Annotated in this window: 24 protein-coding genes and 1 pseudogene; 16 read left to right on the top strand and 9 right to left on the bottom strand. The window is 69.0% G+C overall.

Annotated features, from left to right (window positions below):
* Positions 1-13 precede the first annotated feature (13 nt).
* Positions 14-1666 (top strand): ABC transporter substrate-binding protein, encoded by a 1653-nt coding sequence (locus tag AC07EJ_RS12140; protein ID WP_389476700.1) that lies wholly within the window; start codon positions 14-16, stop codon positions 1664-1666.
* Positions 1667-1875: 209 nt separating this feature from the next.
* Here the strand turns inward: AC07EJ_RS12140 and AC07EJ_RS12135 are convergent, their stop codons facing one another.
* Positions 1876-2673: a hypothetical protein gene (locus AC07EJ_RS12135; protein WP_478884166.1), complete on the bottom strand. Its 798-nt coding sequence runs from the start codon at positions 2671-2673 to the stop codon at positions 1876-1878.
* Positions 2674-2694: 21 nt separating this feature from the next.
* Here AC07EJ_RS12135 and AC07EJ_RS12130 point away from each other — a divergent pair, with 21 nt between their 5' ends.
* Complete coding sequence (locus AC07EJ_RS12130) at positions 2695-2913, top strand: hypothetical protein (protein ID WP_478884165.1); 219 nt, start codon at positions 2695-2697, stop codon at positions 2911-2913.
* A gap of 214 nt (positions 2914-3127) precedes the next feature.
* On the opposite strand, the gene AC07EJ_RS12125 is transcribed toward AC07EJ_RS12130, so the two are convergent.
* The 3 genes from AC07EJ_RS12125 to AC07EJ_RS12115 all read right to left on the bottom strand — a co-directional run bounded on the left by AC07EJ_RS12125 (position 3128) and on the right by AC07EJ_RS12115 (position 5140).
* Positions 3128-3943 (bottom strand): SAM-dependent methyltransferase, encoded by an 816-nt coding sequence (locus AC07EJ_RS12125; RefSeq protein WP_389476695.1) that lies wholly within the window; start codon positions 3941-3943, stop codon positions 3128-3130.
* Positions 3944-4025: 82 nt separating this feature from the next.
* The gene (locus tag AC07EJ_RS12120) at positions 4026-4277 is read right to left on the bottom strand and encodes a DUF397 domain-containing protein (RefSeq protein WP_148020507.1); all 252 of its coding nucleotides are present in this window, start codon (positions 4275-4277) and stop codon (positions 4026-4028) included.
* Positions 4274-5140 carry a helix-turn-helix domain-containing protein gene (locus AC07EJ_RS12115; RefSeq protein ID WP_389476693.1) on the bottom strand — a complete coding sequence of 289 codons (867 nt, stop codon included), beginning with the start codon at positions 5138-5140 and terminating at the stop codon, positions 4274-4276. Before AC07EJ_RS12115 ends, AC07EJ_RS12120 begins: the two co-directional genes overlap by 4 nt.
* A 369-nt stretch (positions 5141-5509) precedes the next feature.
* Between AC07EJ_RS12115 and AC07EJ_RS12110 the strand changes: the two genes are divergently transcribed.
* Together AC07EJ_RS12110 and AC07EJ_RS12105 are read left to right on the top strand one after the other, a co-directional pair.
* The gene (locus AC07EJ_RS12110) at positions 5510-5908 is read left to right on the top strand and encodes an ATP-binding protein (protein ID WP_389476691.1); all 399 of its coding nucleotides are present in this window, start codon (positions 5510-5512) and stop codon (positions 5906-5908) included.
* A gap of 208 nt (positions 5909-6116) precedes the next feature.
* Positions 6117-6497 carry a hypothetical protein gene (locus AC07EJ_RS12105; protein WP_389476689.1) on the top strand — a complete coding sequence of 127 codons (381 nt, stop codon included), beginning with the start codon at positions 6117-6119 and terminating at the stop codon, positions 6495-6497.
* Positions 6498-6696: 199 nt separating this feature from the next.
* Here the strand turns inward: AC07EJ_RS12105 and AC07EJ_RS12100 are convergent, their stop codons facing one another.
* Positions 6697-7350: a TetR/AcrR family transcriptional regulator gene (locus tag AC07EJ_RS12100; RefSeq protein WP_389476687.1), complete on the bottom strand. Its 654-nt coding sequence runs from the start codon at positions 7348-7350 to the stop codon at positions 6697-6699.
* A gap of 171 nt (positions 7351-7521) precedes the next feature.
* Entirely contained in the window at positions 7522-8445 is a 924-nt protein-coding gene (locus AC07EJ_RS12095) for an alpha/beta fold hydrolase (protein ID WP_478884164.1), read from the bottom strand.
* Positions 8446-8563: 118 nt separating this feature from the next.
* On the opposite strand from AC07EJ_RS12095, the gene AC07EJ_RS12090 reads away from it, so the two are divergent.
* The 4 genes from AC07EJ_RS12090 (at position 8564) to AC07EJ_RS12075 (ending at position 11054) form a co-directional block, all read left to right on the top strand.
* Positions 8564-9025: a hypothetical protein gene (locus AC07EJ_RS12090; RefSeq protein ID WP_478884163.1), complete on the top strand. Its 462-nt coding sequence runs from the start codon at positions 8564-8566 to the stop codon at positions 9023-9025.
* 89 nt (positions 9026-9114) lie between these two features.
* A complete protein-coding gene (locus AC07EJ_RS12085) occupies positions 9115-9237 on the top strand; it encodes a hypothetical protein (RefSeq protein ID WP_389476967.1) in 123 nt (40 codons plus the stop codon).
* A 674-nt stretch (positions 9238-9911) separates the two neighbouring features.
* Entirely contained in the window at positions 9912-10358 is a 447-nt protein-coding gene (locus AC07EJ_RS12080; protein ID WP_478884162.1) for a hypothetical protein, read from the top strand.
* A 180-nt stretch (positions 10359-10538) separates the two neighbouring features.
* Complete coding sequence (locus AC07EJ_RS12075; protein ID WP_478884161.1) at positions 10539-11054, top strand: hypothetical protein; 516 nt, start codon at positions 10539-10541, stop codon at positions 11052-11054.
* Between the two features lie 280 nt (positions 11055-11334).
* Here AC07EJ_RS12075 and AC07EJ_RS12070 read toward each other — a convergent pair whose 3' ends face one another.
* Complete coding sequence (locus AC07EJ_RS12070) at positions 11335-11850, bottom strand: winged helix-turn-helix transcriptional regulator (protein ID WP_389476677.1); 516 nt, start codon at positions 11848-11850, stop codon at positions 11335-11337.
* Positions 11851-11949: 99 nt separating this feature from the next.
* Between AC07EJ_RS12070 and AC07EJ_RS12065 the strand changes: the two genes are divergently transcribed.
* Entirely contained in the window at positions 11950-12735 is a 786-nt protein-coding gene (locus AC07EJ_RS12065) for an SDR family oxidoreductase (protein ID WP_389476675.1), read from the top strand.
* A 74-nt stretch (positions 12736-12809) separates the two neighbouring features.
* Positions 12810-13169 carry a nuclear transport factor 2-like protein gene (locus AC07EJ_RS12060; RefSeq protein WP_389476673.1) on the top strand — a complete coding sequence of 120 codons (360 nt, stop codon included), beginning with the start codon at positions 12810-12812 and terminating at the stop codon, positions 13167-13169.
* Positions 13170-13293: 124 nt separating this feature from the next.
* Here AC07EJ_RS12060 and AC07EJ_RS12055 read toward each other — a convergent pair whose 3' ends face one another.
* Positions 13294-14301: a LacI family DNA-binding transcriptional regulator gene (locus AC07EJ_RS12055; protein WP_389476671.1), complete on the bottom strand. Its 1008-nt coding sequence runs from the start codon at positions 14299-14301 to the stop codon at positions 13294-13296.
* Positions 14302-14499: 198 nt separating this feature from the next.
* On the opposite strand from AC07EJ_RS12055, the gene AC07EJ_RS12050 reads away from it, so the two are divergent.
* Genes AC07EJ_RS12050 through AC07EJ_RS12030 form a run of 5 tightly spaced genes read left to right on the top strand, consistent with a single transcriptional unit; the run spans position 14500 to position 19193 of the window.
* Entirely contained in the window at positions 14500-15324 is an 825-nt protein-coding gene (locus AC07EJ_RS12050; RefSeq protein ID WP_393584493.1) for an ABC transporter permease, read from the top strand.
* Positions 15321-16109, top strand: a complete 789-nt coding sequence (locus AC07EJ_RS12045; RefSeq protein ID WP_478884160.1) for an ABC transporter permease — start codon at positions 15321-15323, stop codon at positions 16107-16109. Before AC07EJ_RS12050 ends, AC07EJ_RS12045 begins: the two co-directional genes overlap by 4 nt.
* Before the next feature lie 38 nt (positions 16110-16147).
* The gene (locus AC07EJ_RS12040; RefSeq protein ID WP_389476664.1) at positions 16148-17167 is read left to right on the top strand and encodes an ABC transporter ATP-binding protein; all 1020 of its coding nucleotides are present in this window, start codon (positions 16148-16150) and stop codon (positions 17165-17167) included.
* A complete protein-coding gene (locus AC07EJ_RS12035) occupies positions 17164-18210 on the top strand; it encodes an ABC transporter substrate-binding protein (RefSeq protein WP_478884159.1) in 1047 nt (348 codons plus the stop codon). Before AC07EJ_RS12040 ends, AC07EJ_RS12035 begins: the two co-directional genes overlap by 4 nt.
* Positions 18207-19193: a nucleoside hydrolase gene (locus AC07EJ_RS12030; RefSeq protein ID WP_478884158.1), complete on the top strand. Its 987-nt coding sequence runs from the start codon at positions 18207-18209 to the stop codon at positions 19191-19193. Before AC07EJ_RS12035 ends, AC07EJ_RS12030 begins: the two co-directional genes overlap by 4 nt.
* A 292-nt stretch (positions 19194-19485) precedes the next feature.
* Here AC07EJ_RS12030 and AC07EJ_RS12025 read toward each other — a convergent pair.
* A pseudogene (locus AC07EJ_RS12025) lies at positions 19486-19740 on the bottom strand (cytochrome P450); the annotation flags it as partial.
* Between AC07EJ_RS12025 and AC07EJ_RS12020 the strand changes: the two are divergent.
* Positions 19733-20464: an SDR family NAD(P)-dependent oxidoreductase gene (locus AC07EJ_RS12020; RefSeq protein WP_478884265.1), complete on the top strand. Its 732-nt coding sequence runs from the start codon at positions 19733-19735 to the stop codon at positions 20462-20464. The pseudogene AC07EJ_RS12025 and the gene AC07EJ_RS12020 overlap by 8 nt on opposite strands.
* Positions 20465-20656: the final 192 nt, after the last annotated feature.

Raw genomic sequence — 20656 nt, 5'->3', positions numbered from 1 at the left:
CAGGAGTTGTGCCATGTACTCACCCCGCCCCGGCAGACGGGCATCGGCACTCGCCGTCGTCGTCGCCACCACCCTCGTGCTGGCCGGCTGCTCCGGAGGAGGCACACCCGACACCGAAGCGACCAAGTCCTCCGGCGCGCTGACGAACTTCACGCCGGCGGGCAAGGGCTCGGTCGACAAGATCACCTGGAACGTCTTCCAGGGCGAGCCGCAGAATGTCGACCCCTTCCAGTCGGCCGACTACACGCCGAACATGATCAACTCGAACATGTGCGAGACCCTGCTCGCCCAGACGCCCGACTTCAAGATCAAGCCCAATCTGGCGACGTCGTACGCCAACCCCGACCCGAAGACCTGGGTCTACAAGCTGCGCAGCGACGTCACCTTCTGGGACGGCTCGCCGATGACCGCCGACGACGTCGTGTGGAGCATGCGGCACAACATGACGGACAAGGCGAGCTTCTACGGCTACCTGTACTCGAACGTTGCCTCGGTCATGAAGACGGGCACCGCCGAAGTGACCGTCAAGCTCAAGAAGCCCGACTACCTCTTCAACGACGAGCTGGCGAGCTACGCCGGTGTCGTCGTCCAGAAGAAGTTCTACGAGCAGCACGGCAAGAAGGCCGGTACGCCGGGCGTCGGCGTCATGTGCACCGGCCCCTACAAGTTCGCCAAGTGGACGCGGGGCCAGTCGATCAGCGCGAGCCGCTACGACGGCTACTGGAACAAGTCGCTGCCGCGGAAGGTGAAGAACATCGACTTCACGTTCCTTACCGACGACTCCGCGATCACCTCCGGCCTGCTCTCGGGCCAGATCGACGGAACGTACGGTCCGCCGGTGGCCGGGCTGTCCCAGTTGAGGGCGTCGTCGGCGGGCAAGCTCTATTCGGGGCCCGCGCCCCTGGCCGTCACGCTCGTGGTCGCGAACCACAAGGGCGCGATGGGCAACGCCGACGTGCGCAAGGCGCTCCAGATGGCCATCGACTGGAAGGGCATCGGCAAGCAGGTGTACGCCGGTGAGGGGACCCCTGCTTCGCTGCAGACCGTTCCGGCCGTGTACGGATTCGCGAAGGACGACCTGACCTCGTACGCCGACTCGGTCAAGACCAACGGCACCGCGAAGATCGACGAGGCGAAGAAGCTGCTCGCCGGCGTTCCGGCCGACGTGAAGTCGAAGCAGATCAGCCTCGTCGTCCCGCAGCAGGCGGAGACACAGCAGTTGGGCATCGGGATCAAGGACGCGGCCGACAAGATCGGCCTGAAGTTCAAGCTCGACGTCGTCCCCGCGACCGGCTACTCGAACTACCTCTACGACCCGGCGACGCGTGGCAGCACCGACCTGCTGTACACGCAGTTCTGGCCGAACATCCCGAACCCGCTCGACTGGCTGGGCCTCACAGCGGTGACCGGCGGCACCTTCAACCAGTCCGGCTACAAGGGCATCGACGGGCTCTACGCCAAGGCGATAGGCACGAAGGACGAGAGCGCCCGCTCCAAGCTGGTCCTCCAGATGGAGCGGAAGCTGCACGACGAGATGGATCCCATGTTCTCCGGCATCCAGCTGACGAACGACGTGTGGCTCGGCAGCAAGATCACCGGTGCGCCGGCAGCGTTCGACTACGTCTACTACCCGTGGGCGGCCCACCTCAGCGGAACCGGCAAGTAGCCCTCACCAGGCTTCCCTTCCGCCCGAAGCGGGGAACTCCAGCGGCAACCCCGCCGGGTTCCCTGCTTCGGGCTGCTGCCTGCCCGGAGTGTGGTTCGTCAAGCGATGGCGGTCGATGGTCGCCGTGCCCCATCGAGCGAGCGCCCCAGAGCCGGAGCCGGCTGCTTGGGGCGGCTAGGGCAGGTCCGGTTGTCGTTTTGCTGGAGTCGCTACTCGTTGTCCTCGACCAACCGCTCGATCACAGCTTGCACGACATCCGCGCGAGGCCGGTCGTCGTGCTGCTCGCGCACGGCACGCTTGAGCGCGAGCAGGTCGCGCCACGCGTCTGCGTCCTGCTCCATGACGGAGTCGACGACGGGTGCGGAGACAAGACGCAGGCACTCGGCGAGGTGGCGGCGAGTCGTCGGGGAAGGCGGGGAATCGGTGTCCGGGGTGGTGAAGCCGCTGGTGAGACAGCGGGCAGGGTCGAGGAGGCGCCAGCCGGTCAAGGCGCCCTCGTGGACCAGCAGTTCCAGGTCGGGGGCGATTCCGATCCGAGCGTCCGGCTGCCTGTCGAGCAGGTTCGGGGCGCTCAGGCACACCAGCTCGGCGCCGTCCGGGGCGCAGCGGAACACGGTCGTCTGCAGTAGTTCGAACTCCGACGGCTCGTTGGCCCGCAGCCCGGCCGGCACGCTCGGCGGCTGTGCCGCCGCCCCGTGTTCCGCCTCGTAAGGAGCGGACCGGAACGGGAGGAAGAACGTGGCGCTGCAGAGTTCCAGGCTGTCCTTGTCGAACCGGAGGAAGTCGTCCTCAGACCACAGCCACTGCATGCTGCCGAAGGTGTCGGCCAGCTGCTCCTCACGCTCACGCGCGTCCGCGTATCCGGCGACGATCAGCTGTTGGCCAGGCAGGTCGAAACGTGGGGTGAACCACAACGGACGCCCCGTCGTCTCGACACTGACCGTGCCGCCGATCGAGAAACTCACCATGATCAGCCAGTCCTGGTCGACTTCATCTCGGAGGGCCATCTCCCGCGCCACATCCGGCGGATGCGGACGCTCTACTCCACGCGGCAGGCGGCGCTGATCGATGCCGTCGCACGCCACTGCAGCGACTTGATCACCCTCGCGCCCGACGACACCGGGATGCATCTGATCGGCCGGTTCGCCGTGGGCCTGCGCGACACCGAAGTGGCCGCGCGCTGTGCGGAGTTCGGGATCTCCACCCCGCCCCTGTCGCCGTGCCACCACGAGGGACGCGCTCCGTGAGAGGGGCTCCTGCTGCGCTGTACGGGCTTCGACACCGACGCCCTCGAGGCCGGGGGGGCACAGGGCTCTTCCGGGACGGGTTCATCCCCGGGCGGCACCAGCACCACCGTACGCCGGAACTCACCCAGCAGTCGGGCGCACTCACGCCCCCTGGTCAACTGCGCTGCGGACGCCGACAGCCCAGCCGTCGGCCGGGCTGTCGGCCTCACCCCGGTCAGGATTTGATGCCTACGCCCGCCAACAGGCTGATCTCGGCGTCCGCGATCTCCGTCCCGGCGTCGGGGTCGGCGGGACGCCAGCGGTGGCAGCAGCAGATGCCGGGGTCGATCAGGTCGAGCCCGTCGAAGAAGCGGCGGACATCGCCGTGTGAACGGAACTGCACCGGAGTCCCGGAGTTGGTGTAGGCCTCAGCGACCCCGTTCCAGGTGTCGGGGTCGAAGTCGGGCGTGCAGTGGTTCATGGCGAGGGCGCTGCCCGCCGGGAGCGGGTCGAGCAGCCGACGGACGATGGCGTACGGGTCGTGCGGGTCGGTGACGAAGTGCATCAGCGCGTTGAGGGTGAGGGCGATGGGCTGGTTGAAGTCCAGGACCTCGGAGTCCTCCACGGCGCTCATCAGCGCATCGGGGTCGGTGACGTCGGCCTCGATGTAGGCCGTGCGTCCCTGCGTCGTGCTGCGCATGAGACGTTCGGCGTACTTGAGGACGAGGGGGTCGTTGTCGACGTACACGACGCGGGCATCGCCGGCGACGGACTGGGCGACCTGGTGCAGGTTGGGCTCGGTCGGGATGCCCGTGCCGATGTCGAGCCACTGGCGGATGCCGTGCTCCTGCGCCAGCACACGGGTGGCCCGGTGCATGAACGCCCGGTTCTCGCGCGCGGTCACGGGGAGGCCGGGGTGGGCCTTGGCGGCGAGCAGGGCCGCCTCCTTGTCGACCTCGAAGTGGTCCTTGCCGCCGAGGAAGTAGTCGTACATCCGGGCCGAGTGCGCCCTGCTCGTGTCGAGATCCCGGCCGGCCTGCCTGGTGGTCATGTTCTCCCTTTCGTGCGTGTGTCTTTCGGCCCGCAGGCCGGGAACGGGACCGGTGTCGTCGTCCCTACTGCCCGCCGCCCGTTCACCCGGCGGCCAAGTGATCGGCCAGACCCTCTTTGACCCCGCGGACGAACGCGGCGATCTCCTCCGGCGTGTAGATCAGCGCCGGCCCGGCCGGGTCGGTCGACTGCCGTACGGCCACGCGGCCGTCGGCGAGCTGTTTCGTCTCGACGCACTGACCGCCGTTCGGCCCGCTCCAGGGACGCTCCCAGCCCTGTTCCCCGAGATTGCGGGCCGGCATCCCGTTGTAGACGCCCTCGTCGGTGATCGTCATGAGTACTCCTTGCGCATGCGGTTCAAGAGCGCCCTGCTGTCCTCGGACGACGTCTGCAGCGACAGACGGGAATGCGCCTCGAGATGGGCGACGACGTCCTCGCGCTGGTCCAAGTAGACGGAGGCGGACAGCAGTTCGCTGTAGACGATGTCGGGCAGCTCGGGTTCCTCGAACCGGAAGTACGTGAACGGGGCACACGCTCCGACGTGCGCACCCGCGGCGAAGGGCACGATGTCGAGGCTGACGTGCGCGAGCTCGGACATGTCCAGGAGCCGCTCGATCTGCTCCCGCATCACGTCAGGGCTGCCCACCGCCCGGTGCAGGACAGCTTCCTCCATGACCACCCACAGCGTGGGGGCGTCCTCCCGCTCCAGGAGGCTCTGGCGGCGCAGCCGCAGCTCCACGCGGCGCGCGAGCTCCTCCTCGCTGCCGTTCGGCAACCCGCCGCGCAGCACGGCGTGCGCGTAGCCGGGAGTCTGGAGAAGGCCGGTGACGTATTGGGGTTCATAGGTGCGCAGGGTCTTGGCGCCGGTCTCCAGGCTGACGTAGGCGGTGAACCAGCTGGGGACGACGTCGCGGTAGGAGTGCCACCAACCGGGCTCGTTGGCTTGCTCGGCCAGGTCGACGAACTCGTCGATCTCCTGGCGGTCCGCGCCGTAGGTCTCCAGGAGCTTCTCCACGTAGAGAGGCTTCAGCGCTACCTCGGCCTTTTCCAGCCGGCGGATCGTCAGAGTCTTCACGCGCAGTGCTTTTGCCGCGTCCTCCAGCGAGGCGCCGGCGCCGAGCCGCATGTCCTGCAGCCGGCGGCCGAGGATCATGCGCAGGACTGTCGGCGCGCTGGTGCCGGAACGGGCTTCACTCACGCCCAACCTCCTGAGGGATCATCAACAGCGCCATTCTGACAGTGACTTGATGACGACGCCAGGGTGATACTCGATTGCTGAAATTATCAGGGAGTCGGTTGCAGCGTGAGCGCGATCACGCGCATAGTTGACATGTGAGCGGTCAAGTCACAGCTCTGACGCAGCATCCGGCCCGGACGGGACGCGTGATGCTGATGCCGTCGTCGGCACCCCACCCCAGGGGGCCTGCCTCGGCGCACGCCTCTCACCGCTCGAGCTGCAGCCCGCATCCCCGCACCGCGCCCGCCCCCCGGAAGGCGCTGGAAGGCGACATCCGTGACTCTGCCCACGCCCTCAGCCCCGGCCTTGGCCCCCGCCTTAGCCACGACCGTGCCTCGTCGGGAGTTCTGGTTCGGCCTGCCCGCCCTGCGCACCAGCGCGAGATCCGCCCGCGACACCGTGCGCGACCGGCTCCGTGCCTGGAAGGTGCCCGGCGACACATGCTGCGACGCGGTGCTGCTGGTCTCCGAACTGACCACGAACGCTGTACTCCACACCGCCAGCGGACATGTCCTGTGCGGCCTCACGCTGACCGGCGACGAGCGGCGCCTGCGTATCGAACTCCACGACGACAGCCGCACCCCGGTCCGCCCGCCCGAGCACCACGCCGGCCCCGGCGAGGAGAGCGGGCGAGGCCTATTCCTCGTCCAGCAACTCGCGGACCGCTGGGGCTCCGCACGCTCGACGCGGGCCGAAGGCAAGGTCGTCTGGGCCGAGTTGACGGCCTGACCCTGACCCTGCCCCTGACGCGATGGGAACCGGCCGGCGCCGAATGCGGCGCCTGCCCGGGTGCAGCGTGGCCAGGCCCGGCCTGCCGCGCACCGGACCAGTTCCCCCGTCCGACGGCGGAGACCGTCGTCGGCCCCGCACGGCCCCGCTACGTCCCCTTCACGCGGCGAGGAACCCGTTCTCCTCGATCCACCTACAGAAGGCGCCCATGACCCCCCACAGCGAAACCGCTCCTCCCGTCGTGCTGTACGTATGCGCCGACCGAGCCCCGGGCACACGCGGGGCAGCCACGCAGTGCGCGCAGACCGAAGGCCACGCGTTCGCCCAGGAGCGCGGGCTGACGATCGCCGAGGTCGTCACCGACACGTACGGTGAGCCCGACCCGGCCCGGCGCAGAGGGTGGCGGCGTGTGAGACAGCTGGTGCAGACAGGCGACGTCACCGCGGTACTCGTCCGCTGGCCCAGCGCCATCGCCCCGGAGTCCGCGCACGAACTCCGGCAACGCGAGACCGGCTGGCTCCACGACCACGGCGTGCCCGTCCGGTACACCTGGGCGCCCTTGTCTTCGAAGAGCGACGAGGCGCGGTGATCCCTCTCGGCGAGGTGCCAGATCTTTGATTCACCTGGCCAGTGACGGCAGCCGCCGTCCACCGGCGGTTCTGATGACCTCAGGACAGTGACAGCGTGGTGCCGCTCCATGGCTGATCACGGTCTTGAATCGCATCCGTTGATCACGGTCTTGAATCAGCTGATCACGCCCCAGCCGGCTCGCGCGTCCCCGCACCAGCTCACTGGCCGTCGATGGTCCCGGGCAGCAGTGAAGGGTCGGTGGCCGCGCCGCGCAGCCGGTTCAGGATGGCCGTGGCTGCCTTGTCGTAGCTGGTGAACTCGTCGTGCAGGACGGACTCGGCGTTGGCCATCTCCAGGAGCGCAACCAGTTCGAAGGCGAGCTGGGGGACATCGATGCCCTCCGCGATCTCCTCTGCCTGCTGCGCCTCGACGATCGTCTGCTCCAGATACGAGGACCAGCTGGTACGGGCCGCGGCGAGGGTGTCGTGCACCTTGCCCGCGCGGGCGTCGTACTCCGCCGACGTCGAGTAGAAGAAGCAGCCGCCGGGGAAGACGCGCTCGCGCGAGTAGGTGAGCCAGTTGGTGCACACGCGCCACAACCGGTCGATCCCCGGCGGGAGTTCACGGGCGGGCTGGACCACATGCTCCAGATAGACCTCGATCGCCGCGCGCACCGTGGCGAGCTGGAGGTCCTCCTTGGAGCCGAACAGGGCGAACACGCCGCTCTTGCTGAGCTTGAGCTCGCCCGCGAGCCGGCCGAGGGAGAGGCCCTCCAGGCCTTCGACGGATGCGACCTGCATGGCGCGCTTGAGGACCAGCTGGCGGGTCTGATTCCCGCGGGCGACCCGTCCGTCGATGTGTGTTGCTGCCATGGCTGTTCCTACCCTGTCCCAGGTACTCGCGGTGCGCGACAGGGAGCCAGTCTACCGATCAAGTGGACGATCGTGCGGTCAGTGGAGAGTGGGCGGCGCTAACGGCGCACGGCAACCCCGGCATCCCTGAGGCCGCCTGGGTCCCGCCCGCCACAAAGTGCCCCCGCGCGCTCAGTCCGCCGCCGGGATCGCACCCGTCTCCGCCGGAACCACGCCGCTCTCCACCTCGGGGAGGCCCGCCGCGTCGGGCCCGTGCTCGACGAAGTCCAGGACGGCGCGCACGACCTCGGGGGCGCCGAGGATCCTGCGGTGCCCGAGCCCCCGCGTGGTGATCATCCGTGCCTGGTCACCGAACGCCGCGGCGATGCCACGCCCCTGCCCCACCCCGATCCTGCTGTCGTCCTCGTCGTGCACCACCAGGATGGGTGCGGTGACGGCGCCGGTGGCGTGCGAGACGGAGAACGGCATCCGGCCGGCGGGCGCACCGGGGAAGAGCTTCTTCTCTATCCGGACGAGCAACTCGTCCTTCAGGGAAGGGCGCAGCTTTAGTTCGGAGACGAACTCGTCGACCAGGTAGTCGAAGTCGCAGACCCCGCTGATGACGACGATCCGCTCCGCCTTGACTCCCTCGTTGAGAGCGTAGAACGAACCGAGCGCGCCAAGGGAGTGTGCGACCAGGGCCTCGAACGTGCCGTACTGGTCGTGGAGTTCGGCCAGAATGCTGCGGTACTCCAGGATGGTGGTGCTGCGGCCCGTGCCGTCACCGTGCCCGGGTGCGTCAAAGGTGACGACGCTGTAACCACGGTCGAGCAGCCCCGGCACGAAGTCGGCGAAGCGCGAGCCGCGCGACTGCCAGCCGTGCACCAGCAGGACGGGGCGCTCGCCGCTGCCCCACCGGTAGGTGGTCGCGGACTTGCCGTTGACCCGGACGCGTCCCAGGTGCGCTGCGGCCAACAGATCACGCTCCGAGGGGCGCATCTTGCTCCGGGCCAACGGCATGTGGAACAGGGTGTACGCGCCGGCGCCCGCGAGTCGCACAGAGACGCGCGAGACGGTGTTGAGGGTCGTACGCACAACTGCCTCTGTGGGGTCCATGTCCGGTACTCCTCGGTCGGCGATAGCGGAATGGTGAGATATTAGCACGATCGTACGTGCTGTTATATTCCACATTCGAGATTCGGGATTCGAGTTCCACGCTCACGAGAGGAACGCCATGTCGTCCACCATCTGGTTCGCGCCCTGGGCGTCGGGCCCGGCAGCGGCCTCCGTGTACGAGGGGGACCTGACGGGCCCGGCCGTCGTCAGCGTCACCCAGTTCACCCCGCATCGGCCCTGGACCGCGATGGGCGTCAACATCGCCGGTGTCGTGCTGCGCCGCTCCTGGCGCGATGTCACGGGCGCGCTCGGACTCTGGCTGTGGGTGGATCCCGACCCCCGCCGTCCCCGGTCGGGATCGGTCTCCGTGTGGCGTGACGAGAGGGGCCTGAAGGGCTTCGTGGCGCGCCACGACCACGTGCGCATCATGCGCTCCTATCGCGACCGGGGCACAACGCGCTCTGCGCTCTGGGAGACCGAGCGCTTCGACGCGGAGGTGACACGGGAGGCGGTCCGCTCCTTCCTCTCCGGGCGGTCCGAGTGGCCGGACGCCCCGTCGACGGGTGGCGGGCGGACTTAGGGGTCCCCTTGCCAAGGTGTGAAGCAAGCAGAGCCGCGAGGAGTCGTTGATCGACATCCGTATGAAGGATGCCGACGCGCAATGTCTAGGTGGTTCTTTCAAGGCTGCCCCTGCTGGCCATCGAGGAAGTGGTCGACGAGGGCGAGCGGGTCGTGATGCGGGCACGGATGCCGCAGGAGCCGGCGCCGTTCCCCGTCTCCGGGGCGCTGTGAACTCGTCATCGCCGAACGGGAGTTCACCGGTAGGGCCGGGCGGGCTCGTAGTACGCCTCGCGCGGCGCGACCCGGAGTACGGGGAGCCCGCATCCTGCGCCGCCGGCAATCGCGCAGCAGGTCTGCCTAGGAGTCGGCTGATTCTTGGCAGCCACCACTTCTTGGCAGCCGCCGCTCATCGCGATCGGCCCGTTTGTGTCGTCTGTACGGACGCGTTGAGCCGGGTGGGAGTCGGATACGTGGGGATGTGGAATGAGCCAAGTCGGACCGACGGGCTGGCCATCAGGCCTGCATAGGCCGGGTCTGCATCAGGCAGTAGCATCCCGTCATCCGCACCGATTTCCGCCACACCGGATTCGAGTAACCACGCCATCACGACACGTTCCCGGCAAGACTCTTTGCCGAGCACGACTGCCCCGAGGTCCGGCCCGCGCTATCCGGCACCCCGCGCGGCCACGCTGGAAGGCAAAGACGTTGCTGAGTCGGACTCCCGCTCTTATGGGGCTGGACGAGGGGTGGGGCCGTCGGCAGTTCTGCCTCGCGTACGAGGGCACTGTCCGCTTCCGTTGGAGTGAAGAACCCAGTGAAGAACTCGATGAGCCGCAGCCCTCCACGCCTCGACACGTAATGGTTCCTCTGAGGCAATCATGATCGAAGGGAACAGGGTTGTGCGTATGAGGTGTATCGGAACAATCCTGAGTGCTGCCGCGCTCACCATGCTGGCCATTCCGGCTCACGCTCACGCCGCAGCAGTCGCCTGCGGCGGTGGTGTGTCGACCGGCCGGGTGGCCGTCAACGGCTGCATCAGCGCCCAACGCGGAAAGGAAGGCAGGATCTACACCCGGGAGATCACGGCGTACATCAAGGCGCGCAACACGGGGCCGAGGGCGGTGAACGTCTCCTACGAGGCGTACTTCCGTGTCGTCTCCGGTGGCTACTGGGTGAAGCTGGGCAGCGGTCGCACCTATGTCCCGGCGGGTGGAACCGTCGAGCCCACAGAGGTGGGAAGCTCGACCCGGCCGTGTGGGCCCGTGAAGGTCGAGATTCGCGTACACGCCCGTGCCGACGGGGGCGCCTGGAGCGGTTGGTCCACCGCCGGCACGGCGCAGTGCCAGACCTGAGCGGCTGAACATGGCAGCCGGGCAAGGGTCACGTCCGTGGGCGTGACCTGTGTCCCGCCCCGGCGTCGCAGTGCGGTGGGACCGTCAGTCCCGATCCCCGCGACAGGGCCCGATCGCCGCCCGGCCCCCGTCGCCGACCTGCAAGCTCCTTGCTCAACACAGCAACTACCTTGACTTGGCGTGCGCGCGGAGTGGCTGGCGTGCGTTCGGGATGTCGTACGAGCAACTCGCCCCCGCCGCGCGGCGGTTGTTCCGGCGGCTTGCCGCCGTACCCGGCCGGGACTTCGACGCGGTTCTCACGGCCGTCGCCGGCGGGGTGCCGATCGAGGCGCCTGGGACGCGCTGGACGACCTCGTCGACCTCGGCCTCCTGCAGGACGGCTCCGCAGGCCGCTACCGCTTCCACGACCTGGTCCGCCTGTTCGCCCGCGACCGGCTCCAGGAAGAGGAGTCACCGGCCGAACGTGCCGCGGTGGCAGACACGGTGACGTCGTGGCTGCTGCGCATGGCCACGATGGCGGGGCGTTGGTTCGAACCCGGCTACGGCAGGCCCGAGCGGCCCGATCCGGACCTCGCCGCTCTCGCCCGCGAGCCGGAAGCCGACCGGTGCCCGCGGGACAATGTGGACAACTGGATGGGCGCGAGAGAGCCGCCACACCTACGGGTGGGCCGCGCGGATGCATGCGGTGATCGGTGACAGCGCAGCCCACGACCGCTGCCACGCCCTGTCCACCGAAGGTTCCTGAGCCGCGCGGGACGGCCATTCCACAACTCCGCCTGCTGCTCGGCGTGTTCGGCCGGTGGGGACCCCGGACCCGGGTGTGCGCTGCGATCCCATTGAGCGTTCCCTGACGTCCGTGACCGCGCGCGCCCGGCCTCACATCATGAGTCGGCGCCGCGACCTCGCAGGGCCGGCCACCGGTCAGCGCGCCGTCCGGCCCTGTTCGAAGTCGTTCGGTGCTTGTCCGGTCCCAGTTCTACGCGTCCTCGGGGGTGGCCGGTCGCGTCGCGTAGCGGTTGCGCATGGCATCGCTGGCTGCGGGACCTGCGGTGAAGACGTAGGCGTCGCTGTCGTCGAGTCGGCGGCCGGTCTTGGCGTCGACGACGACGGGCTCGACTTCCTCGCCGTTGTGGGCATCGATGAGGATCATGCTGCGTTCGGCCGGCGTGAGGCGGGCGTTGCCCCACGCGGCCAGGGCGACGATCACCGGTCGCAGGGAGTGCCCGAGTTCGGTGAGGACGTACTCGTGGCGTACGGGGTTGGTCCGGTAGGGCCGGCGCTCCAGGAGTCCGTCCGCGACGAGGGACTTCAGCCGGGTGGTGAGCATGCTTGAGGAGATGCCCAGGCTTTCCTGGAACTGGTCGAAGCGGGTGTAGCCGTCGAAGGCGTCGTGGAGGATCAGCAGCGTCCACCACTCGCCGACGTGCTCCACCGTCGTGGACAGCGGGCACTCCCGGTCCTCCAGCCTGATCCGGCTTGCCACGGCGACCATCCCCTCAGTTACTGCTAAAGTCGAAGTTAGTAGCTTCTATTTTAGCAGTAAGGGCTGGAGCGGTGCCTTCTGCGCCCGCGCCTGGGAACGGAGCACACCATGACCGCATCCATCAGTGAATCCCTCGAAGGCCGGCGTGCTCTGGTCACCGGCGGCACCAAGGGCACCGGAGCCGCCATCGCCCGACGGCTCGCCCAGGCCGGCGCGACCGTACTGGTCACCGCCCGCAGCCGCCCCGAGGACGTCGAGGAGAAGGCGTTCATCGCCGCCGACCTGTCCACCGCGCAGGGCGCAGCCCACGTGGCCGCCGAAGTGGAAGCCCGCGTGGGAGGCGTCGACATCCTGGTCAACAACCTCGGCGGGTCCGAAGCGCCGGCCGGAGGGTTCGAGGCGCTCGACGAGGACGACTGGGCCAGGGAACTCAACACGAACCTCCTGGCCGCCGTCCGACTGGACCGCGCACTTCTGCCGCACATGATCACCGTGGGCAAGGGCGCGCTCGTGCACGTCACCTCGATCCAGCGCCGCATGCCGCTGTGGAACGGAACCCTGGCCTACGCCGCCGCCAAGGCCGCCCTGACCACCTACAGCAAGGGCCTGGCAAACGAGGTCGCCCCGCACGGCGTCCGCGTCAACACCGTCTCGCCCGGTTTCGTGCAGACCGCGGCCGCCGACAACCTCATCGCCCGGATCGCCCACGAGGCGGACATCGACCAGGAAGCGGCGCTGGGCCGGCTCATGGACTCTCTGGGCGGCATCCCGCTGGGCCGTCCCAACCGGCCCGAGGAAGTCGCCGAGCTCGTCGCCTTCCTCGTCTCCGACCGCGCCTCGGCCATCGTCGGTGCCGAACACGTCATCGACGGCGGCACCACTCCAACCGTCTGAACCCGCGACGGCCCCCACGGTCTGAACCCGCCATCGCCCCACCGTCTGAACCCGCCACCACCCCAAGGAGCGTCATGCGCGACAACGAGCCCCGAGCCATCACCCCGGACGCCCTGCCCGAGGTGATCACCGGGTACCTGAAGGCGCACCGCGCCCACGACACCGCCACCGCAATCACGGCGTTCACCGGTGAAGCCACGGTGATCGACGACGGCAACACCTATGAAGGCACCGAGTCGATCGAGGGATGGCTCGACCGGTCCGCCACCGAGTTCACCTACACCACCCGGCTCACCAACGCCCAGCAGACCGACGCGACCCACTACATCGCCAACCACCACCTCGCAGGCGACTTCCCCGGCGGCACCATCGATCTGCGCTACCGGTTCACGCTCCGCGACGACCTCATCGAACGCCTCGTCATCGAACCCTGAGCCCTCTCCTGATCGACCCCTGAGCCCCCCTCCCGTTCCGTGACCTCCGCCGTCCCGGGCGCCTCCTCGCCGGACTCGGCGTGCTGGGACTCAGCGACGGCAATCTACGCAGGCAGGCTGCGCCTCACTCGCCCGCCCGCACCGCGGTGGGCGGCATGTCGGCCGCCGGCGCCGTCGATCCGCCGACCACCAACTCGGTCGCGATACGCAGCCGTCGGGCCCGCTTGGGAGGGTCTGTCTCGTGGAGAAGGCGGACGGCCGCGATGCCGGCCTCTTCGAGGGGCACCTTGAGCGTCGTGGTGTCGGGGCGGTCCGTGCTGATCGCGGTCAGGTCGTCCGACGCGGCCAGGCTGATGTCCTCGGGGACGCGCACGCCCGCGTCGCGCAGGCCCAGATGGAGACCGAGAAGCAGGTAACTGCTGTACGCCACCACGGCGGTGACGTCGCGGTCGGCGGCGATGCGCTCGGCGACGGCCAGACCAGCGTCGATACGGGGCGGGACGGGGCCCAGGACCCTGATGCCGACTCCGGTGCGCCGGGCGGCCTCCTCGACGGCGGCGCACCGGCGTTCGGCCATCCATGAGCCGGCCGGCCCGCCCACGTACGCGACGGACCGGTGGCCGAGGCCGGCCAGGTGCGTCACGATGTCGGCGACGCCGCCGGGGGTGTCGATCAGTACGCCGGGCACCGAGGGCACTGTCCGGTCGACGGTGGCGACCGGGAGCCTCGACGTGAACGCGCGGATCGCCGCGTCCGGGCTGAGCGGCGCGATGAAGACGAGTCCGTCGACGCGGGAGGCCAGTTTGCCCGCCAGTTCGTGCTCGCTGCTCTGGGAGCCCTCGGACACGGCGAGCAGGATGTTGTCGCCCTGCTCGGAGAGCGCGCGCTGCACGCCCGTGACGATCGGGGCGAAGTAGGGGTTGGCGAGGCTTGGCACGAGGACGCCGATCAGTCCGGTGCGCCCGGTGGTCAGGGCCCGTGCGCTCGCGTTGAACTCGAAGCCCATGGCTTCGGCTGCCGCCGTGACCCGTTCGCGCGTGCCGGCAGCCACCATGTCGGGCCTGCTCAATGCCCGCGACGCGGTCGCCTTGGACACCCCAGCCGCCCGTGCGACGTCTGCAAGCGTCACCATCTCGCCCCCCAGCGTGTGTAACCGGACCTTTACAGCGTGTGTAACCAGATCTTTATACGAGTGCGTTGACGCCTCGCTTCGTACGAAAGTATGGTCCTTCTCGGCTGGTTGCTGCAACCGGTTGCAGCAACCGGTTGTAGGAATTCCGAGAAATTCCCGGAAGATCCGAGAAATTCCGAGAAGAGAGGAGGCGTGGTCGTGTCCCGGAAGGCCACCTTGGGGCTGCTGCTCGCGCCCGGCCTCGGCCTGCTGGCGTTCGGCTTCGCATTCCCCTTCGTGACGACGCTCTTCGCGCCGCCCGCCGCCGAGAACCCGGACGTTCTCGGCAACTTGGGCGGCATGCTCACCGACAGCTACGTGCTGGAAGTGCTTGCCCGCACTGTACGCGTGGCCGTCACCGTCACCGTCGTCTGCCTGATCTTCGGTTTCCCGACGGCCTATCTCATCTCCCGGGCCCCCAAGAGCCGCCAGGGCCTGCTGCTCGCACTCGCGGTCTTCCCGCTGCTGCTCAGCACGGTGGTGCGGACGTTCTCCTGGCTGGTCATCCTCGGCCGCAACGGCCTCATCAGCGACTTCGTCACGGCGACCGGCCTCGCCGACCGGCCACCGCAGTTGCTCTACACGGAGTTTGCCCTGGTCGCCGGGCTCACTCAACTGTTCATGCCGCTGGTGATCCTCACCTCGTACAGCTCGCTCTCGCACATCGACCCGGGACTTGAGGACGCCGCGCGCGGCCTGGGCGCGAGTTCCGGCCGGGCCTTCCGGCAGGTCGTGCTGCCGCTCGCGCTGCCCGGCGTCCTGGTGGGGGCGACGCTGGTGTTCGCCGGAGCTGTCACCGCCTTCACCACACCGATGCTGCTCGGCGGCTCCCGCAACCGCACCCTGGCGACACTGCTCTACAACTACGCGAACGTGAAGCTGGACTGGGGCGGGGCCAGCGCCGTCGCACTGATCATGACCGTACTGGTGCTCGTCGTCGGGTGGGCCTCGGGCAAGATATCGGCGAAGGTGGCCACGTCGTGATACGCCGACGCCCCGTTCTCTCTCTCCTGTCCGCCCTCGCGATGGCGTTTCTGCTCGGGCCCATTCTGCTCGTCGTCGCCATCGCCTTCTCCTCCGGCGACACCGTCGAGTTCCCGACGCCCGGATTCTCCCTGCGCTGGTTCGACCAGGCCCTCTCCAACACCTCGTTCCAGCAGGGCCTGGCGACCAGCGCCATGGTGGCCGCAGGCGCGACAGTGCTCGCACTCGCGCTCGGCATCCCGGTGGCCCTGGCCGTGCAGCGCCACAAGTTCCGAGGGTGCAAGGCGGTCGAGACCCTCTTCCTTTCCCCCGCGATCGTGCCCGAACTGGTTCTGGGCTTCGCGCTCTTCCAGCAGCTCATGGTGACCATGCGGATCACGGCGCTCGGAGCGCTCCTGATCGGCCACACCGTCCTGCTGCTGCCCTACGCGGTGCGCGTCACGGGGGCCTCGCTCGCCCTGTCGGACCCGGCACTCGAAGAGGCCGCCCGGGGCCTGGGCGCCGGACCGCTCCGGACGTTCTTCGCGATCACGCTGCCGGTGATGACGCCAGGCATCGTGTCGGCGGCGGTGCTGTCCTTCCTGACCTCGTTCAACAACGTCCCGCTGTCCCTGCTCCTCAAGGGGCCAGGGACCTCCACGCTGCCCGTCGAGATGCTCAATTACGTGCAGTACTCCTACGACCCCGTGGTGGCCGCGGTGAGCACACTGCTGCTCGCGGCCACGGTCGGCGCGGCCCTGCTGACGGAGCGCCTCGTCGGGTTCAACAAGGTCTTCAGCCGGTGAGCACCATGAGCGCCATACGCAAGGACAGGAAGTCGACCATGACTCCAGTGGTTCAACTCGAAGCCGTTTCCCGGGAGTTCGCGGGCACGGCGGCCGTACGGGACCTCGATCTGACCGTACGCCGCGGAGAGTTCACCGCACTTCTCGGGCCGAGCGGCTGCGGCAAGACCACCACCCTGCGCATGATCGCCGGGTTCCTCGAGCCCACCGCGGGCCGCATCCTGCTGGAGGGTGAGGACGCCACCCGGCTTCCCGCGGAGCGCCGCAACATCGGCATGGTCTTCCAGTCCTATGCGCTCTTCCCCCACATGAGCGTGGAGAAGAACGTCGCCTTCGGGCTGAAAATGCGGGGTGTTCCGGACCGCGAGCTGCGCACCCGCGTCGGCGAGGCCCTGGAACTCGTCGGCCTCTCCCACCTCTCCGGCCGCAAGCCCAAGCAGCTGTCCGGCGGTCAGCAGCAACGCATCGCGCTCGCCCGGGCCATCGCCGTACGCCCCTCCGTGCTCCTCCTCGACGAGCCCCTGTCCAACCTGGACGCGCGCCTGCGCATCCAGATGCGCCAGGAGCTCGCCCGCATCCAGAAGGAGACGGGGCTCACCGCGATCCTCGTCACGCACGACCAGGAGGAGGCCCTGGAACTCGCCGACAACATGGTCATCCTCAACCAGGGCACCGTCGCCCAGCAGGGCGCCCCGCGCGAGGTGTTCCGTGCCCCCGCCGACCGCTTCGTCGCCGAATTCCTCGGCTACGAGAACTTCGTCGAGTTGCCGGACGGCCGTACGGTCACCATCCGGCCCGAACACGTCGACGTCCTCAGCCCCGAATCCCCAGCGCCCGCCGGCGGCACCACGGTCGACGCCGACCTCACCTCCGTCCGGTTCCGCGGCACCGACTGCGTCGTCACCGCCGCGTCCAAGGGACGCACCGTCCTGGCCACCACCAGCGACTTCGAGTTGCGCACTGGCCAGCAGATCCGTCTTCATCTCCCCGCCGCTCACACGATCGATCTTCCCCGGATCGATCTTCCCCGGACGAAGCAGGAGCTCCCCGCCCCATGAGACGACTCACCACCACCACCGCCGTGACCGTGCTGATCCTTCCGCTCGCCGGCTGCGCCGGATCGGCCTCCGGGCAGCAGGACCCCAAGAGTCTGACCGTCTCCACCTTCGGCTTCGGCGTCGACCAGTTCGAGAACAACATCGTCGAGCCGTTCGAGAAGGAGACCGGCATCGAGGTCCGGATCGATAGCGGCGACAACGCCGAGCGGCTCACCAAGCTCAGGCTGAAGCGCTCCGACCCGGACGTGGACGTCGTCATGATCTCCGACCTCTTCGCGCGACAGGGCCGGGAACAAGGCCTGTTCGACAAGATCGACCCTGCGGCGGTCCCCAACCTCAAGAAGATCCACGCCTTCGCCAAGGACAAGGACGGCTACGCCCCGGCGTACACGTACCAGTTGCTCGGCATGCTCTACCGCAGCGACAAGGTCTCACCGGCGCCGGGCATCAAGGACCTCTGGAAGGCCGAGCACAAGGGCAAGATCGCTCTCCCCGACATCTCGACCAGCGCCGGCGTTCCCTTCCTCTACGGCACCGCGGCGACCTTCGGCTCGGGCCCCCGGGACACCGACACCGCGTTCAAGAAGCTGTCCGGCAACACCACCAACGTGCTGAAGTACTTCAGCCGCAGCACCGAAGTCGTCAGCCTCCTTGAGCGCGGCGAGGTGGAGATGGCCCCGGCACTCGACCTGTTCGCCATCGACCCGGTCAAGGCCGGCAAGCCGATCGCCTGGGCACCGCTCGACAAGGGCCGCTACATGGTCTCCAACACCGCACAGCTGGTGAAGGGCGCGCACAACAAGGCGGGCGCGGAGAAGTTCATCAACTACCTGCTGTCGAAGAAGGCTCAGGAGAAGGCCGCCGCCACCTTCTACGACAAGCCGGTCAACAAGGACGCCAGGATCCCCGCGGACATCACCAAGGTCGTGGGCGACGCGGCGACCGACCCCGCAGCGGACGGCTTCACCGTCCCCGATCTCAAGCTGGCCGCGAAGAACAACGACGACTGGGTCGACCGCTTCGAGCGAGAGGTCTCCGGGTGACACACCCCGAACCGGTCGTCATCGACTGCGACCCCGGCATCGATGACGCCGTCGCGCTGATGCTCGCCTTCGCGTCCCCCGAACTCGACGTCACCGGCATTACCACCGTCGCCGGGAACGTCGGGATCGGGCAGGTCGTGGCCAACGCGCTGGCGCTGTGCGACCTGATCGGCGTGAACGCGCGGGTACCCGTGCTGCGCGGACACGCCGGGCCGCTCGCCCGCGCCGTGCGCGTCCCGGACGAGCCGGTCCACGGCGCGGGCGGGCTCGGGGGAGTGGAACTCGCCCGGTCCGCGCGCACACCACACGCGACCCACGCCGTCCCGTGGCTGGCCGGACAGCTGCGTGAACGGGGGCCCGCGGGCACCACGGTCATCGCGACCGCGCCGCTCACCAACATCGCGTCCCTCCTTCACACCCATCCGGAGGCCGCCGCCTCGATCAAGGAGATCGTCCTGATGGGCGGGGCGGCCTTCGCACCGGGCAATGTCACGCCATCGGCCGAGTTCAACTTCTTCGCCGACCCCGAGGCCGCCCGATTCGTGACCGAGGCCGGAGTGCCGCTGCGGATCGTGGGTCTGGATGTCACCCGCAAGGCGTTGACGACCCGGGACGACATCGCCCAGCTGCTGGCCGGCGGCGCGCCCGTCACCGACGCGGCGGGCCGGATGCTCGGCCATCTCGCCACCCGCTACGAGCAGCGCCACGGCGTCGCAGCCTGCGCGGTGCATGACGCACTCGCGGTGGCGGCGGCCGTGCGGCCCGACCTGATCGAATGGACGGATGCCTGGGTGACGGTGGAATGCGGCGGCGAGTTCTCCCGCGGCAAGCTCATCGCCGATGTGCACGGCCGCACCGGCCTGCCGCACAACGCGAAGATCGCCACCGGCGTCGACACCGCGGCCTTCCGCGCGTTCCTGACGTCCCGCCTGCTGCGCCACTACGGAGGCGCCACCCCGGCCGCCACAACCGCTGACCAGTGACGAGTAACCAGCGACCACTGACCAGCGACCACCCTCGTCGCCGTCACCGGTGAAGTGATCCGTGCGCTGCTCCGGCCCCGGGTCTGTTGAACTCGAGCGACTGTTTGTAATGGCTGTCGCCCGGTACGGTCGACAGCATCCTCGGTCCCGTTCAGGCTGCGCTGTCGGCGGGTTCGGCTGCGGTGCCGCGGAGGAACACCGGGAGTTCTCGGTAGTCGTTGCCGATGAACGACGGCTGATGGTGCAGATCGCCGGTGTCCACGGCGAGGCGCAGGCGGGGGAAGCGGGTGAACAGGGCCGGCAGCGCGACGCGCGCTTCGAGGCGGGCGAGTGGGGCCCCGAGGCAGTGGTGGACACCGTGGCCGAACGCGAGGTGCTCCCGGTCGCGTCGGTCGATGTCGAACCGCTCCGGGTCGTGATTGGCCCCCCCCGCGCGGCCTGGTCTTCGCCTCCTACCAGGCCGATCTGGTCGAGCAGTTCGACACGAGCGCCGAGCAGAGCCGAGCGGCGAAGGACAGCCGCGGCCGGGCGCATCCGCCCTGATCACCGGGGCCACCTCCGGCCTCGGACGGAGCCTCGCGCGAGCCCTCGCCGGCCGCGGCTGGACCGTTCTCGTGCACGGCAGGGACGAGAGCAGGTGCGCCGCGGTCGTCGAGGAGCTGCGCGCGGCGGGCGGCACCGCCTACCCCTACCTCGCCGACCTCTCCTCGCTGAGGGAGATCGCCGGACTCGGCGCAAGGGTGACCGCCGAGCATCCCTCGCCGGGGCTGCTCGTGAACAACGCGGGCGTGGGCGCGGGGCGGGACGCGCGCCGCCGCGAGGTGAGCCGCGACGGTTACGAACTGCGCTTCGCCGTCAACTACTTGGCGCCGGTCGTCCTCACCCACGCACTGCGCGCCCCACTGCGCGCGGCCGGCTCGGCGCAGGTGCTCAACATCGGGTCGATCGGGCAGAGCCCCGTGGACCCGGACGACATCCAGTTCACCCGGCACTACGACGGCACGGAGGCGTACACGCGCAGCAAGTTCGCGCTCGCCGCCTTCACGTTCACCATCGCCGAGGAGTACGCAGCCGACGGCATCCGGGTCAACTGCGTGCACCCCGCGAACTACATGGACACCGCGATGGTCACCGAAGCGGGGGTGCGCCCCTGGTCCTCCGTGGAGGACGGGACCAAGGCCGTGCTGCACGCCATCGACGAGGGCGCGCGGGGCGCGAGCGGCCACTACTACAACGAGAGCCGCCGGGCGGAGGCGCACCGCCTCGCCTAAGCCGCCGGCACCCAGCGTCGGCTCACCTCGCTCACCGACCAACTCATCGCCCCCGCACGGGACGCGGGAGCGTCCGGATCCTGATCCTGGCTCGGCGTCGTGCGGCACCCAGCCCTCAGCGCCAGCTCGTCCATCCCCCGCCCCCCCGCGTGAGCACTTCGGCCCCGCGCGGACATGGATGCGTCATTCGAC

This window comes from Streptomyces sp. NPDC045026 (genome assembly GCF_056432625.1).
Note: the sequence above shows the minus strand (reverse complement) of the source record. Positions and strands in the feature narration are given on the sequence as shown.

What these genes read in the sequence shown, in the direction of transcription:
- AC07EJ_RS12105 (WP_389476689.1), top strand. Translation starts at nt 6,117, where the DNA reads ATGACCCCCCACAGCGAAACCGCTCCTCCCGTCGTGCTGTACGTATGC.
- AC07EJ_RS12120 (WP_148020507.1), bottom strand. Translation starts at nt 4,277, where the DNA reads ATGACGATCACCGACGAGGGCGTCTACAACGGGATGCCGGCCCGCAAT.
- AC07EJ_RS12060 (WP_389476673.1), top strand. Translation starts at nt 12,810, where the DNA reads ATGCGCGACAACGAGCCCCGAGCCATCACCCCGGACGCCCTGCCCGAG.
- AC07EJ_RS12095 (WP_478884164.1), bottom strand. Translation starts at nt 8,445, where the DNA reads ATGGACCCCACAGAGGCAGTTGTGCGTACGACCCTCAACACCGTCTCG.
- AC07EJ_RS12070 (WP_389476677.1), bottom strand. Translation starts at nt 11,850, where the DNA reads ATGGTCGCCGTGGCAAGCCGGATCAGGCTGGAGGACCGGGAGTGCCCG.
- AC07EJ_RS12100 (WP_389476687.1), bottom strand. Translation starts at nt 7,350, where the DNA reads ATGGCAGCAACACACATCGACGGACGGGTCGCCCGCGGGAATCAGACC.
- AC07EJ_RS12055 (WP_389476671.1), bottom strand. Translation starts at nt 14,301, where the DNA reads ATGGTGACGCTTGCAGACGTCGCACGGGCGGCTGGGGTGTCCAAGGCG.
- AC07EJ_RS12130 (WP_478884165.1), top strand. Translation starts at nt 2,695, where the DNA reads ATGCGGACGCTCTACTCCACGCGGCAGGCGGCGCTGATCGATGCCGTC.
- AC07EJ_RS12135 (WP_478884166.1), bottom strand. Translation starts at nt 2,673, where the DNA reads ATGGCCCTCCGAGATGAAGTCGACCAGGACTGGCTGATCATGGTGAGT.
- AC07EJ_RS12080 (WP_478884162.1), top strand. Translation starts at nt 9,912, where the DNA reads ATGAGGTGTATCGGAACAATCCTGAGTGCTGCCGCGCTCACCATGCTG.
- AC07EJ_RS12140 (WP_389476700.1), top strand. Translation starts at nt 14, where the DNA reads ATGTACTCACCCCGCCCCGGCAGACGGGCATCGGCACTCGCCGTCGTC.
- AC07EJ_RS12090 (WP_478884163.1), top strand. Translation starts at nt 8,564, where the DNA reads ATGTCGTCCACCATCTGGTTCGCGCCCTGGGCGTCGGGCCCGGCAGCG.
- AC07EJ_RS12035 (WP_478884159.1), top strand. Translation starts at nt 17,164, where the DNA reads ATGAGACGACTCACCACCACCACCGCCGTGACCGTGCTGATCCTTCCG.
- AC07EJ_RS12065 (WP_389476675.1), top strand. Translation starts at nt 11,950, where the DNA reads ATGACCGCATCCATCAGTGAATCCCTCGAAGGCCGGCGTGCTCTGGTC.
- AC07EJ_RS12125 (WP_389476695.1), bottom strand. Translation starts at nt 3,943, where the DNA reads ATGACCACCAGGCAGGCCGGCCGGGATCTCGACACGAGCAGGGCGCAC.
- AC07EJ_RS12040 (WP_389476664.1), top strand. Translation starts at nt 16,148, where the DNA reads ATGACTCCAGTGGTTCAACTCGAAGCCGTTTCCCGGGAGTTCGCGGGC.